The sequence below is a fragment of the Pseudomonas sp. R2-60-08W genome, assembly GCF_003852335.1.
Taxonomy (GTDB): domain Bacteria; phylum Pseudomonadota; class Gammaproteobacteria; order Pseudomonadales; family Pseudomonadaceae; genus Aquipseudomonas.
In genome coordinates this window covers 5,129,324-5,141,556 of sequence record NZ_CP027731.1, presented here as the reverse complement: position 1 = coordinate 5,141,556, position 12,233 = coordinate 5,129,324, and the positions used below count along the sequence as shown (strand labels likewise).

General features: G+C 63.6%; 17 protein-coding genes. 12 read left to right on the top strand and 5 right to left on the bottom strand.

Annotated features, from left to right (window positions below; translation table 11 throughout):
* Position 1: 1 nt before the first annotated feature.
* A complete protein-coding gene (locus C4J90_RS23500) occupies positions 2–712 on the bottom strand; it encodes an ABC transporter ATP-binding protein (RefSeq protein WP_124420935.1) in 711 nt (236 codons plus the stop codon).
* Positions 713–718: 6 nt separating this feature from the next.
* Positions 719–1,339, bottom strand: a complete 621-nt coding sequence (locus C4J90_RS23495; RefSeq protein ID WP_124420934.1) for a DUF2796 domain-containing protein — start codon at positions 1,337–1,339, stop codon at positions 719–721.
* A 131-nt stretch (positions 1,340–1,470) separates the two neighbouring features.
* Here C4J90_RS23495 and C4J90_RS23490 point away from each other — a divergent pair, with 131 nt between their 5' ends.
* Entirely contained in the window at positions 1,471–1,812 is a 342-nt protein-coding gene (locus tag C4J90_RS23490) for a hypothetical protein (protein WP_124420933.1), read from the top strand.
* Here C4J90_RS23490 and trxA read toward each other — a convergent pair.
* The 3 genes from trxA to C4J90_RS23475 all read right to left on the bottom strand — a co-directional run bounded on the left by trxA (position 1,809) and on the right by C4J90_RS23475 (position 3,894).
* The gene (trxA, locus tag C4J90_RS23485; protein ID WP_124420932.1) at positions 1,809–2,681 is read right to left on the bottom strand and encodes a thioredoxin; all 873 of its coding nucleotides are present in this window, start codon (positions 2,679–2,681) and stop codon (positions 1,809–1,811) included. The genes C4J90_RS23490 and trxA overlap by 4 nt on opposite strands.
* 104 nt (positions 2,682–2,785) lie before the next feature.
* A complete protein-coding gene (locus tag C4J90_RS23480) occupies positions 2,786–3,442 on the bottom strand; it encodes a methyltransferase (RefSeq protein ID WP_124420931.1) in 657 nt (218 codons plus the stop codon).
* On the bottom strand, positions 3,439–3,894 hold the full coding sequence (locus tag C4J90_RS23475; RefSeq protein WP_124364591.1) for a YbaY family lipoprotein: 456 nt from the start codon (positions 3,892–3,894) through the stop codon (positions 3,439–3,441). The genes C4J90_RS23480 and C4J90_RS23475 overlap by 4 nt, the downstream gene beginning before the upstream one ends.
* Positions 3,895–4,033: 139 nt before the next feature.
* Between C4J90_RS23475 and nrdR the strand changes: the two genes are divergently transcribed.
* From nrdR to C4J90_RS23420, 11 genes are all read left to right on the top strand, one after another.
* Positions 4,034–4,498, top strand: coding sequence for a transcriptional regulator NrdR (gene nrdR / locus C4J90_RS23470; RefSeq protein WP_124364590.1), 465 nt, complete (start codon positions 4,034–4,036; stop codon positions 4,496–4,498).
* Complete coding sequence (gene ribD / locus C4J90_RS23465; protein ID WP_124405409.1) at positions 4,495–5,622, top strand: bifunctional diaminohydroxyphosphoribosylaminopyrimidine deaminase/5-amino-6-(5-phosphoribosylamino)uracil reductase RibD; 1,128 nt, start codon at positions 4,495–4,497, stop codon at positions 5,620–5,622. Before nrdR ends, ribD begins: the two co-directional genes overlap by 4 nt.
* A 48-nt stretch (positions 5,623–5,670) precedes the next feature.
* Positions 5,671–6,333 carry a riboflavin synthase gene (locus C4J90_RS23460; protein ID WP_124420930.1) on the top strand — a complete coding sequence of 221 codons (663 nt, stop codon included), beginning with the start codon at positions 5,671–5,673 and terminating at the stop codon, positions 6,331–6,333.
* A gap of 15 nt (positions 6,334–6,348) precedes the next feature.
* On the top strand, positions 6,349–7,440 hold the full coding sequence (gene ribBA / locus C4J90_RS23455; RefSeq protein WP_124368508.1) for a bifunctional 3,4-dihydroxy-2-butanone-4-phosphate synthase/GTP cyclohydrolase II: 1,092 nt from the start codon (positions 6,349–6,351) through the stop codon (positions 7,438–7,440).
* An 89-nt stretch (positions 7,441–7,529) separates the two neighbouring features.
* A complete protein-coding gene (ribE, locus tag C4J90_RS23450) occupies positions 7,530–8,006 on the top strand; it encodes a 6,7-dimethyl-8-ribityllumazine synthase (protein WP_122539990.1) in 477 nt (158 codons plus the stop codon).
* Positions 8,003–8,503, top strand: coding sequence for a transcription antitermination factor NusB (gene nusB / locus C4J90_RS23445; RefSeq protein ID WP_101273191.1), 501 nt, complete (start codon positions 8,003–8,005; stop codon positions 8,501–8,503). Before ribE ends, nusB begins: the two co-directional genes overlap by 4 nt.
* Before the next feature lie 16 nt (positions 8,504–8,519).
* Positions 8,520–9,485 (top strand): thiamine-phosphate kinase, encoded by a 966-nt coding sequence (gene thiL / locus C4J90_RS23440; RefSeq protein ID WP_124416063.1) that lies wholly within the window; start codon positions 8,520–8,522, stop codon positions 9,483–9,485.
* 54 nt (positions 9,486–9,539) lie between these two features.
* The gene (locus C4J90_RS23435) at positions 9,540–10,265 is read left to right on the top strand and encodes an ABC transporter substrate-binding protein (protein WP_124420929.1); all 726 of its coding nucleotides are present in this window, start codon (positions 9,540–9,542) and stop codon (positions 10,263–10,265) included.
* A gap of 129 nt (positions 10,266–10,394) precedes the next feature.
* Entirely contained in the window at positions 10,395–11,012 is a 618-nt protein-coding gene (gene ribA, locus C4J90_RS23430) for a GTP cyclohydrolase II (protein WP_124364585.1), read from the top strand.
* Positions 11,009–11,428, top strand: a complete 420-nt coding sequence (locus C4J90_RS23425) for a nuclear FMR1 interacting 1 family protein (RefSeq protein ID WP_124364584.1) — start codon at positions 11,009–11,011, stop codon at positions 11,426–11,428. The genes ribA and C4J90_RS23425 overlap by 4 nt, the downstream gene beginning before the upstream one ends.
* Positions 11,425–12,210 (top strand): cobalamin-binding protein, encoded by a 786-nt coding sequence (locus C4J90_RS23420; RefSeq protein WP_124420928.1) that lies wholly within the window; start codon positions 11,425–11,427, stop codon positions 12,208–12,210. The genes C4J90_RS23425 and C4J90_RS23420 overlap by 4 nt, the downstream gene beginning before the upstream one ends.
* The last annotated feature ends 23 nt before the right edge of the window (positions 12,211–12,233 follow it).

The window sequence follows — 12,233 nt, the reverse complement described above, 5'->3', positions numbered from 1 at the left end:
CTCAAACCTCTGCGGGCGCGGCGGCGCGATTGAGTTCGGCCAGCGACAGGTTGCGGTCGAACAGCGGCGCCAGGCTTTGATCGTGGCTGACAAACAACAGGCTGGCCCCGGCGTCGCGGCATTCGGCGAACAGCAACTGAATGAATGCCTCGCGCGCGTCGTAGTCGAGGGCCGAGGTGGGTTCGTCGGCGATCACCAGTTCCGGTTGGCCGATCAGCGCACGGGCGGCGGCCACCCGTTGTTGCTGGCCGATGGACAGCGAGTCGGCGCGGCGCTCGAGCAGGTCCGGGTCTTTCAAGCCCAGGTGTGCCAGCAAGGTCGCCGCGGCCTGGTCGACACTGCCGTGGCGCTGGATCGCTCGCTGCGCACGCAGTTTGGAGAAGTGGCACGGCAGCTCAACGTTCTCGCGCACCGACAAAAACGGCAGCAGGTTGAACTGCTGGAAGATGTAGCCGGTGTGGTCCACCCGGAACCGGTCGCGGGCGCCGGCCGAGAGTTTGGTCAGCTCCTGGCCAAGCAGGCGGATACTGCCCCGGCTGGGCGTCTGCACACCGCCGAGCAGTCCGAGCAAGGTGGTTTTGCCACTGCCGCTGGGGCCCTTGAGGAACAGGGTCTCTCCCGGCTCCAGGCGGAACGCGGGGATGTCCAGCAACTGCGGGTGACCGGGCCAGTTGAAACCCAGGTCGGACAATTGGATCAATGCATGGGTCATGTGAACTCAGAACTTCAGGGTGGCTGCAGTGGCGGTCGCGTCAACGCCTTGCTGGCCGCTCGGGCCGATCAGTTGTACCTGAATCTTCTGGGTGGCGGGAAAGGTCTTGAACACTTGGCTCAGGTCCAGGTTGCTCAGTGCCTCTGGCGTGGCGCAGGTGAACTGGTAGTGGGCATGGATTTCACTGTGGTCGTGATGGTGTTCGTGGGCGGCGACGCCTTTGCCGTCGGTGGCGTGGTCATTGTCATCGCCATCGCCATCGTCGTCATCGTGATCGGCTTCTGGTTTGTCGCCGAACAGCGGGCTGTTGAGTTCCTGGGAGCTGACGACGCAACCGGCGGCCTTGGGCAGGTTGAACAGCACCAGCGGGCTTTCCAGCTGTTTGCGCGCAGCGGCGACTTTGGCCTTGTCGGCGGCACTGGTCGCGACGTGTTCGAAACCCACCAGGTTCATGGCCGGGCTGTCCAGTTCCAGCTCCAGGGACTGGCCGTCGAGCACCGCATTGAGACGGCCCACGCCATGTTCATGGGCACCGAGGCTGGCGTGCTCATGGTCGTGATCTTCGTGAGCATGAGCGACCGCCAGTGGCAGCAGGGCAAACGGCAAAGCGAGCAGCAGACGGCGCATGACAGGACTCCAGAGATGAAAATTTTGTTATGTGATCTTATAACACTAGCGTCGAGAGTTTGACCGCCTGCTTGGCGTTGCGCAAGCTGCATGGGAGCATGCCCGTCAGAAAAAATGCAGGAGTAAGGACGATGTTGCGAATTCGTGGAACCGTTGGCGACCTGCCGGTGGACTTGACCCTGGAGCTGGACGACGGCGATTGGGCGCGGTTGGGCGCACAACTGCAGGCCGCCCCGGTGCCTACCGAGTCGACTGCGGTACCGCTCAGGCAAAGTGAGGATCTATGGCAGAACGCCCAGGATCTGTTGCGCAACGCCGGGCAGCTCAGCGGCCTGGAGCTGCTCGATCAACTGGAAGGGTTGGCCGGCGATGCCGCCGCGGGCAAACGCCTGCTGGTGCGCCTGCGCCATAGCGCCAAGGTGAAGGTGACCAGCGGCGCAGACACGCCGCTGTACAGCTGGATTGGCGATTAATACAACGCAGCAAACAATTTGCGGCGGTACGCCGTGACTAGCGGGTGATCGTTGCCCAGCAGTTCGAACACCTGCAGCAAGGTCTTGTGCGGCAGGCCTTCGCTGTAGCTGCGATTGCGGATAAACAGCTTGAGCAGGCCTTCCAGCGCGGCGTCGTATTGCTGGCGCGCCAGTTGGTGAATGCTCAACTGATAGGCCGCTTCGTCATCCTGCGAGTTCTGCGCCAGGCGGCTTTTCAGGTCGGCGGCGTCCGGCAGGTCGGCCGCCTGGCGCAGGAAGGTGATTTGCGCCTTGGCCCCGGCGAGGGCAGCTTTGTGGTCATCGCCTTTTACGGCGTCCAGCACGGTTTGTGCTTCATCCAGTTCGCCGCGCTCGGCCAGGCAGCGCGCGTACAGGATCAGCGCGGCGGCGTTGGTGTTGTCTTCGCCCAGCAGCGCCACCAGCACGGCTTCGGCATCGCTGATGCGGCCTTCGGCGAACAATGCTTGTGCCTGCTCCAGCGGATCCGCCGCAGCCGGTGGCGGCATCTGCACATGGGGTTCGAGCATCGCCCGCACCGCCGACTCCGGCTGCGCCCCGGCAAACCCATCCACCGGCTGGCCGTCCTTGAACAGCACCACGGTCGGCAGGCTCTGAATACCAAAACGCGCCACGATGTCCTGCTCGGCCTCACAATCGACCTTGGCCAGCAGCAATTCACCGCGATAACTCTCGGCGATCTGCGCCAGCATCGGCATCAACGCCTTGCAAGGCGCGCACCACTCGGCCCAGAAATCCACCAACACAGGTTTTTCAAAAGAGTTCTGAATCACCGCTTGGTCGAAGTTGGCGGTGGTGACGTCGAAGATGTACGGCGTGGGCTCACTCATGAGGCGTCTCGAATAAAGCGGGAATGGGGGCAACTATAAGGGCTGGCGCGGTTGGCTGAAAGCGAGCGCGGTCAAATGTGGGAGGGGGCTTGCCCGCGAAGGCCTCAAGTGCGCCGCGAATGGTACAAGCTCACCTTGCGAAACTCCCAAGGCTCGGCCAGGTCCGGCAGGGTCAGTGCGTCCAGCACGTCCAGGCGCTGATAACTTGCGTGCTGGAAGTCGCGCACCCGCGAATCGGCCACCAAGGCTTCGCGGCCACGGGTCAGGAACTGGTCCAGCAGCGGCAGGTTGGCGCGGTCGTAAAGCACGTCGGCCACCAGGATCAGGTCGAAGCGATCGGCTTCGGTGAAGAAGTCCGCCGAATAACTCAGTTTCACCCCGTTGAGTTCGGCATTCGCCCGGCAAGCGGCCAGCGCCAGCGGATCGAGGTCGCAGGCCACCACCTCCAATGCCCCGGCTTTGACCGCTGCAATCGCGGCTACGCCGGAACCGGCGCCGAAATCCAGCACGCGCTTGCCCGCGACCCACTCGGGATGCGCGGCCAGATAGCGCGCCAGCGCCAGCCCGCTGGCCCAGCAGAAGCTCCAGTAGGGCGGCTCATGCAGGATGCGCCGGGTTTCTTCCTGGCTGAAGGCGCGGTCCATGTTGCCGGCGTCGAGCAGCCACAACGACAGTTCGGTGCCCGGCAGCGTGCAGGGCACCAGCTGTGCGTCGCCGATCAACTCGCTCAGGGCGCGTTGCAGGTGCAGCGGTGGCGTCATGGTGCCTTGACGAGCTGCAGGGGGCCGGTGGTCTGGGTAATCGCCTGGGTGATGCGCACGGCGGGCAGGTGCAGGATCAACTGGCCGGACTGGCTGGCGCGAGCGCGCAATTCCACCCGCGCACCGGCCGGGAACGCTTCGGGGTTGAAGCGCAGGCGAAAGGCCAGGGGCTTGCCGTTGCCGGTCAACACGCTGCTGGCAAGCAGTTGTTGCGGACGCGAGCGGTCGTCGATCACCAGCAGCGCCATTTCGACTTCGGCGCCGGCCGGCACGTTGGTCAGGTTGCCGCTGATTTCACGCTGGTAGGCGGGCAGGGGGCCGAGGTCTTCAATGCCGGGGACTTTTTTCTCTTGTGCAGGGGTTGGCTGCGGCGCGGCAGGCTTGGGGGCTTCGCTGCTGCAGGCGACCAGAAAACTGAACAGGGTGATCAAAACAAGTGGTCGTAACTGCATGTACGGCTCCAGAAAGGACAAAATCCGTGGCTTAAAAATATGAAACATATAAGCCTGCCTATATACCGTAAAGGCTATGGCTTGTCTTGCTACGGGGATGCGCTACCATGGCCCTCCCATTTTTTGTTGCCTGCCAACCATGCACTGTCCCTTCTGCGGTGCCAACGACACCAAGGTCATCGACTCGCGTCTGGTCGCCGAGGGCGACCAAGTGCGTCGCCGGCGCGAATGCCTGGCCTGCGGTGAGCGTTTCACCACCTTCGAAACCGCCGAACTGGTATTGCCACGTCTGATCAAGTCCGACGGCAGCCGCCAGCCTTTTGACGAAGAAAAACTGCGCGCCGGTATGCAGCGCGCCCTGGAAAAACGCCCGGTGAGTGTCGAGCGGCTGGAAGCGGCGCTGGCGCATATCAAGCACAAGTTGCGCGCGACCGGCGAGCGCGAGGTCAAGAGCCTGGTGGTGGGCGAGCTGGTGATGGGTGAGCTGCAAAAGCTCGATGAAGTCGCCTATATCCGTTTCGCCTCGGTGTATCGACGCTTTCAGGACCTCAATGAGTTCCGCGAAGAAATCGACCGCCTGGCCCGTGAGCCTTCCAAACAATGACCGCTGAACAGGCTGTGCTCGACGCCCATTACATGGCCCGCGCCCTCGAATTGGCGCGCAAGGGCCTGTACACCACCCATCCCAACCCACGGGTGGGCTGCGTGATCGTGCGCGATGGGCAGATTGTCGGCGAAGGCTGGCATGAGCGTACCGGCGAGCCCCACGCCGAACCTAACGCCTTGCGCGCCGCCGGTGACAAGGCGCGTGGCGCTACGGTGTACGTGACCCTCGAGCCGTGCAGCCACCACGGCCGCACGCCGCCCTGCGCCGATGCGCTGGTGAGCGCCGGTGTGGCTCGGGTAGTGGCCGGCATGCAGGACCCCAACCCGGAAGTGGCGGGGCGCGGCATGCAGCGCCTGGCCCAGGCCGGGATCGAGATTCGTAGCGGCGTGCTGGAATCTGAAGCGCGCGCGCTGAACCCTGGCTTTCTCAAGCGCATGGAACAGGGCCTGCCGTTTGTGCGGGTCAAACTGGCGATGAGCCTGGATGGGCGCACCGCGATGGCCAGCGGCGAAAGCCAATGGATCACCGGCCCTGCCGCCCGCGCCGCCGTCCAGCGCCTGCGTGCCGAAGCGAGTGTGGTGCTGACCGGCGCCGATACGGTGCTGGCCGACGGCGCGCGCCTGACCGTGCGCGCCGCCGAGCTGGGCCTGGATGCACACACCACCGCCCTGGCCATGTCGCGTCCGCCGCTGCGCGTATTGATCGACGGTCGCCTGCGCGTGCCGCTCAATGCACCTTTCTTCAAGGCGGGCCCGGCGTTGGTCATCACATGCGTGACCGCGGAAAACCAGTTTCCCCGTGGCCCCGAGTGCCTGGTGGTGCCAGGCGTGGAGGGCCAGGTCGACCTGCGTTCAGCGTTGGTGGCACTGGCCGCCCGTGGCGTCAACGACGTGCTGGTGGAAGCGGGCCCAAGCCTGGCTGGCGCGTTTGCCCAGCAGGGCCTGGTCGACGAATACGTGATTTTCGTCGCCGGCAAGTTCCTCGGCTCCGCTGCCCGGCCCTTGCTGGACTGGCCGCTTGAGAAACTCGTCGACGCCCCACACCTCAAGATCACTGACATGCGCGCGGTTGGCGACGACTGGCGAATCACCGCCGTCCCGCTGCCGGCAGCGAGCGTATAATTCCCGGCCTGCGCGCAAGCGTCAGCCCCCCGTTTTCAGGAGCACGACATGTTCACCGGCATTATCGAAGCCATCGGCAGCATCCGCGCCATGACCCCCAAGGGCGGCGACATCCGCCTGCTGGTTGAAACCGGCAAGCTCGATCTGGGCGACGTCAAGCTGGGCGACAGCATCGCCGTCAGCGGTGTGTGCCTGACCGTCGTCGATCTGCCGGGCAATGGCTTTGCCGCCGATGTCAGCCGCGAGACCCTGGACTGCACCGCGATGAGCGATCTTGCGGCCGGCAGCCCGGTCAACCTGGAAAAAGCCCTGACGCCGACCACACGCCTGGGCGGCCACCTGGTCAGCGGCCATGTCGATGGCGTCGGCGAAGTCGTGGCGCGCAGCGAAAACGCGCGCGCCGTGGAATTTCGTATCCGCGCGCCGAAGGAGCTGGCCAAGTACATCGCCCACAAAGGCTCGATCACCGTCGACGGCACCAGCCTGACCGTGAACGCCGTCAATGGCGCCGAATTCGAACTGACCATCATTCCCCACACCCTCAGCGAAACCATCATGGCCGCCTACCAGCCAGGTCGCCGGGTGAACCTGGAAGTGGACTTGCTTGCCCGTTACCTGGAGCGCCTGTTGCTCGGCGAAAAGGCCGCAGAGCCTGCACCGGGTAACATCACCGAAAGTTTTCTGGCCGCTAACGGCTACCTGAAATCCTGACCAAGGGGGTGCCGCGTGGCGCTCAATAGTATCGAAGAACTGGTTGAAGACATCCGCCAAGGCAAGATGGTCATCCTGATGGATGACGAAGATCGCGAGAATGAAGGCGACATCATCATGGCCGCCGAGGCCTGCCTGCCTGAGCACATCAACTTCATGGCCAAGCACGCCCGTGGGTTGATCTGCATGCCCATGAGCCGCGAACGCTGTGAACTGCTCAAGCTGCCATTGATGGCGCCGCGCAATGGCTCGGGTTTCGGCACCAAGTTCACCGTATCGATTGAAGCCACCACCGGCGTCACCACCGGCATCTCCGCCGCTGACCGCGCCCGCACCGTGCAGGCCGCCGCCGCCAAGGATGCCAAGGCCGAAGACATCGTCAGCCCGGGCCACATCTTCCCGCTGATGGCCCAACCGGGCGGTACCCTGGCCCGCGCCGGCCATACCGAAGCGGCCTGCGACCTGGCGCGCATGGCGGGGTTCGAGCCGAGCGGCGTCATCTGTGAAGTGATGAACGACGACGGCACCATGGCCCGTCGCAGCGAACTCGAAGCGTTTGCCGCCGAACACAACCTCAAGATCGGCACCATTGCCGACCTGATCCACTACCGCATGATTCACGAACGTACCGTTCAGCGGATTGCCGAGCAGCCGCTGGACAGCGAACTGGGCCAATTCAATTTGGTGACCTACCGTGATTCAGTGGAAGGCGACGTGCACATGGCCCTGACCCTGGGCAATATCTGCGCCGACGAGCCCACCCTGGTGCGCGTGCACAACATGGACCCGCTGCGCGACTTGCTGATGGTCAAGCAGCCCGGCCGCTGGAGCCTGCGCGCCGCCATGGCCGCGGTTTCCGAGGCGGGCAGTGGCGTGGTGCTGTTGCTTGGTCACCCGCTGGATGGCGACGTGTTGCTGGCGCATATCCGCGAAACGGCGGAGCACGCGCCGGTGAAAAAACCGACCACCTACAGCATTGTCGGTGCCGGTTCGCAGATTCTGCGCGACCTCGGTGTGCGCAAAATGCGCCTGATGAGCGCACCGATGAAATTTAATGCGATATCCGGTTTCGATCTGGAAGTTGTAGAATACGTGCCCTCCGAATAAAGGCTGGCGATTTTTTGCCCCTTGTTCGCGGTTAAATCATCACTGAGGGACGCACTTTTCGCGTCCCGGCTCTTTAAGAGATTTGTCGAATGACCCTGAAGACCATCGAAGGTACCTTCATCGCCCCCCAAGGCCGCTATGCCCTGGTGGTTGGCCGCTTCAACAGCTTCGTGGTTGAAAGCCTGGTAAGCGGTGCCGTTGACGCCCTGGTTCGCCACGGTGTGAGCGAGAGCGACATCACCATTATCCGTGCCCCTGGCGCCTTCGAAATTCCACTGGTTGCGCAAAAGGTTGCCCAGCAGGGTGAATACGCGGCGATCATCGCCCTGGGCGCGGTCATTCGTGGCGGTACCCCGCACTTCGAATACGTGGCGGGCGAATGCACCAAGGGCCTGGCCCAGGTGTCCATGGAGTTCGGCGTGCCGGTCGCATTCGGCGTGCTGACCGTGGATTCCATCGAGCAAGCCATCGAGCGTTCCGGCACCAAGGCCGGTAACAAAGGCGCTGAAGCTGCCCTGTCCGCCCTGGAAATGGTCAGCCTGCTGTCGCAGTTGGAGGCCAAGTGATTTCCGACGAGAGCGATCGTTTCAACCCTCGCGACGAGCGTCCAGCCGACGCCGGCAAACCGTCGAAAAGCGAAAAGCGTCGCGCGGCCCGTCAGCTCGCGACCCAGGCCCTGTACCAGCGCCACATGGCCGGTACGTCGCTGAACGAAATCGAAGCGCAATTTCGCGTCGACAACGATTTCACCTTCGCCGACCAGAGCTACTTCCACGACATCCTGCACGGTGTTCCGGCCAACCTGACCGAGATCGATGCCGCGCTGTCGCCATGCCTGGACCTGACCCTCGAAGAGCTGGACCCGGTTGAACTGGCCGTATTGCGCCTTTCCACCTGGGAACTGCTCAAGCGCGTCGACGTACCGTACCGCGTGGTGATCAACGAAGGCATCGAACTGGCGAAAGTCTACGGTTCGACCGACGGCCACAAGTTTGTCAACGGCGTGCTCGACAAGCTGGCTCCGCGCCTGCGTGAAGCCGAAGTGAAGGAACACAAGCGCTGAGTTGCGCTTGAGTCCCGTGGGCGAGTTCGAGCTGATCCGCAACTACTTCGCCGCCGCGCCCTGTGCGCAAGGCGGCGAAGGCATTGCCCTGGGGATCGGCGACGACTGCGCCTTGCTCGCGCTCCCTGCCGGGGAGCAGCTGGCAGTTTCTACAGACACCTTAGTGGCCGGCGTGCATTTTGCCGACCCGTGTGACCCGTTCCTGCTCGGCCAGCGCTCGCTGGCCGTGGCGGTGAGCGATTTGGCCGCCATGGGCGCCCACCCCCTCGCGTTTACCCTTGCCCTGACCACGCCGACTGTCGATGCCGACTGGTTGCAACGCTATGCCCAGGGTTTGAACGCCATGGCGCAACGCTGCGACGTGGGCCTGGTGGGCGGCGATACCACGCGCGGGCCGCTGAGCCTGACCTTGACCGTGTTTGGCCGCGTGCCGGCCGGGCTTGCCTTGACGCGCAGTGGTGCGCGGCCGGGGGATCTGCTGTGCGTCGGTGGGGAGTTGGGCAATGCGGCCGGGGCCTTGCCGCTGGTATTGGGTCAGCGCAGCGCGGCAGCCGCCATCGCCGAACCGCTGCTCGCCCACTATTGGTCGCCGCAGCCGCAACTGGCGTTGGGCCTGGCCCTGCGCGGTAAAGCAACCTCGGCCATGGATATCTCCGACGGGTTATTGGCCGATTGCGGGCATATCGCCAGGGCATCAGCTGTCAGCCTGTTGATCGAGCGCGATGCGGTGCCGTTGTCGGCGGCATTGCTGGCGTTTGTCGGCAACGACGAGGCCCGTGTGGCCGCGTTGAGTGGGGGCGACGACTATGTGCTGGTGTTCACGCTACCCCAGGCCGAACTGGCACCGTTGCGGGCCAATGGCTGGCCGATCCATGTGATCGGACGGGCCGAAGCGGGGCAGGGCGTGACGCTGCTCGACAGCCACGGCCAGGACATTACCCCGGCAGTGCACGGCTATCAGCATTTCCGCGAGCTGCCGTAGCCGACGCTCTGGGCTACCCTTCATATGAATATCTCCACGTAGGAAGCCGTCACTATGAGTGTGCGCCGCTGGTTGCTGGTCATGCTGTGCGCCTTTACCGCTGTGCTCCAGGCGGATGAAGTCCCGGTGCCTGGCAAGATCATGCTGGCCAGCGAGGAGTGGAACGACTATACCGGCAAGGATGGCAGCGGCCTGGCCTGGGACGTGTTGCGCCGGGTGTTTGAACCGGCAGGCGTCACCCTGCAAATCTACAGCGCGCCCTATACCCGTTCGATTGGCCTGGCCCAGCGTGGCGAGGTGGATGGCTGCGTCGGTGTCTATCGCGACGAAGCTGACCAGGTGCTGTACCCGCACTGGCCTTTCGATTCCGACCCTATCTATGCCCTCGGGCTGGCCACGTTGCCCACGCCCAACCTGGCGACGCTCGGTGATCACCGCCTGGCCTGGGTGCGTGGCTATAAATACGAGAAATATTTGCCGAATGTGCGCCGCTTCAACCAGATTCAGCGCCGCAGCGGCATTTTAGCGATGCTGCAATACGGCCATGCAGACTTCTACATTGAGGCCCTCACCGAGGCCAAGTACGTGCTCAGTCAGGCCGACGACCCGTCCCGGTTCACCCTCACCCACATCATGGAACTGCCGCTCTATATAGCCTTTGCCGATAACGAACGCGGGCGGGCATTGATGAAAGTCTACGACCGGCGCATGACCGCCCTAGTGAAAAACGGCGAGTTGAAGCCGATTTTCGAACGCTGGAAACAGCCGTATCCGTTCTGACCTGCATAGAACCAAGCCGAAGGCCAATCGAACCTATTGATCTTTATCAGCGATCATTCAGCTTAAGCGTCTGTAGGAACAGGCTGTTACAATGCCCGCCTCTGTGAAATCTGAAATCAGGAGCACACGGTGCCCGTCGTTTTCGTCGCCGCTTCCAAGCTGCCTACCCCCTTTGCCACGTTCACCATGCATGGCTTTCTCGAAGAAGCCACCGGGCGCGAGCACGTTGTGCTCAGCCTGGGCGATATCGCTGATGGTGCGCCGGTGCTGGGCCGCGTGCATTCCGAATGCCTGACCGGCGACGCGCTGTTCAGCCAGCGCTGTGACTGCGGTTCGCAATTGGAAGCCGCGATGCAGGCCATCGCCCGTGAAGGCCGTGGCGTTCTGCTGTACTTGCGACAGGAGGGCCGTGGCATCGGCCTGCTGAACAAGATCCGCGCCTATGAATTGCAAGATGGCGGCGCCGACACCGTGGAAGCCAACGAGCGCCTGGGCTTTGCCGCCGACCAGCGTGACTACGCCATCTGCCTGCCGATGCTCGAGCACCTGGGCGTGAAATCCCTGCGCCTGATGACCAACAACCCGCGCAAGGTCAAAGCCTTGACCGAAATGGGCATCACCGTGGCCGAGCGCGTCCCGCTGCACACCGGGCACAACCCGCACAACAAACTCTACTTGGCCACCAAAGCCAGCAAGCTCGACCACATGATGGGCAATGAGCATCAAGGCGAGGTCGACCGCGCGTGACCCGCGGCCAGGTGAAACGGCGATTGTCCTTCAACTGGTGGCAGTACCTGGCCCTGGCATTGCTGCCATTGTTTGTGATCAACCTGGTGTTCGGCCGCGCCGAGTCGCTGCTTCCCGTACTGGCCATGCCGTTGTTTATCGCCGGCGTGGCCTCGATGTTTCTCAGCCTGCGTTATTTTCACGCCTATAAACACGCGCTGATCGCCACCTCCAAGGCCCTCGACACCCCGGAAGAACCCGCCGCTTGGATCGCCCTCGCGGCGCGTCGACGCACGGCCTTGCTGGTGGCGGCATTGCCAGCCTGGATCGGTGCGCTGGCGGTATTCGTCGGCCTGGAAGCGGTGCCGCTGTTCTTGCTGGCGCTGTCGACGATGGTGCTGTTTTACCTCTATCGCATACCGCGTCAGTTGGGATGAAGCGCTACGGGCTGGCGTTGCTGCTGGTATTGAGCGCCCAGGTGGTGGCGGTCGAGCGGGTGGTGAGCCTGGCGCCGTCGCTTTCCGAAATCGTGGTCGAGTTGGGTGCTGGTGACTTATTGGTCGGCGTGCTCGATGGCGGCGATCGTCCGGCGCAATTGGCAAGCGTGCCATCGGTCGGCCGCTACGGCCAGTTGGACATGGAACGCCTGCTCAGCCTCAAGCCCGATCTGATCCTGCTCTGGCCCGGCAGCATCGGCGCGGCCCAGCGCGAGCAGTTGCAGCGCCTGAACCTGCCGGTGTACATCGCCGAGCCCCATAGCCTTGAACAACTGACCGCTCAGGTCCAAGCCATTGCCGAGCAATTGGGGCGCGGGGAGGCCGGCCGAGTACTTGCCGACAAACTGCGCCAACGCCTCGCCGACCTGCGCCAGCGCTATCAGCGCGCCGAGCCGGTGCGGGTGTTTTACCAGGTATGGAACCAGCCGCTGTACACCGTGGGCGGTGGGCAGATCATCAGTGATGCATTGACGGTGTGCGGGGCGCGTAACGTGTTCGACGACCTCACGCTGCCGGCGCCGCAGGTCAGTATCGAATCAGTGTTGCAGCGTGATCCCGAGCTGATTCTGGTGGGCGACCAGGCGCAACTGGAGGCTTGGAAGGTGTGGCCAACGATGATGGCACGCGTGCGCTTGGTGCCGGACAAGGGCCTGGAACGGCCCAGCGGGCAGATGCTGGAAGCGCTGGCGCGGTTGTGTCAGGTGATTGCGCCGAACGTGTGAGGCCGCTATCGGGGGCAAGCCCC

What these genes read in the sequence shown, in the direction of transcription:
- C4J90_RS23500 (WP_124420935.1), bottom strand. Translation starts at nt 712, where the DNA reads ATGACCCATGCATTGATCCAATTGTCCGACCTGGGTTTCAACTGGCCC.
- C4J90_RS23420 (WP_124420928.1), top strand. Translation starts at nt 11,425, where the DNA reads ATGAAGCGCTACGGGCTGGCGTTGCTGCTGGTATTGAGCGCCCAGGTG.
- C4J90_RS23475 (WP_124364591.1), bottom strand. Translation starts at nt 3,894, where the DNA reads ATGCAGTTACGACCACTTGTTTTGATCACCCTGTTCAGTTTTCTGGTC.
- nrdR (WP_124364590.1), top strand. Translation starts at nt 4,034, where the DNA reads ATGCACTGTCCCTTCTGCGGTGCCAACGACACCAAGGTCATCGACTCG.
- ribE (WP_122539990.1), top strand. Translation starts at nt 7,530, where the DNA reads ATGACCCTGAAGACCATCGAAGGTACCTTCATCGCCCCCCAAGGCCGC.
- C4J90_RS23490 (WP_124420933.1), top strand. Translation starts at nt 1,471, where the DNA reads ATGTTGCGAATTCGTGGAACCGTTGGCGACCTGCCGGTGGACTTGACC.
- trxA (WP_124420932.1), bottom strand. Translation starts at nt 2,681, where the DNA reads ATGAGTGAGCCCACGCCGTACATCTTCGACGTCACCACCGCCAACTTC.
- C4J90_RS23460 (WP_124420930.1), top strand. Translation starts at nt 5,671, where the DNA reads ATGTTCACCGGCATTATCGAAGCCATCGGCAGCATCCGCGCCATGACC.
- C4J90_RS23480 (WP_124420931.1), bottom strand. Translation starts at nt 3,442, where the DNA reads ATGACGCCACCGCTGCACCTGCAACGCGCCCTGAGCGAGTTGATCGGC.
- C4J90_RS23435 (WP_124420929.1), top strand. Translation starts at nt 9,540, where the DNA reads ATGAGTGTGCGCCGCTGGTTGCTGGTCATGCTGTGCGCCTTTACCGCT.
- ribD (WP_124405409.1), top strand. Translation starts at nt 4,495, where the DNA reads ATGACCGCTGAACAGGCTGTGCTCGACGCCCATTACATGGCCCGCGCC.
- C4J90_RS23495 (WP_124420934.1), bottom strand. Translation starts at nt 1,339, where the DNA reads ATGCGCCGTCTGCTGCTCGCTTTGCCGTTTGCCCTGCTGCCACTGGCG.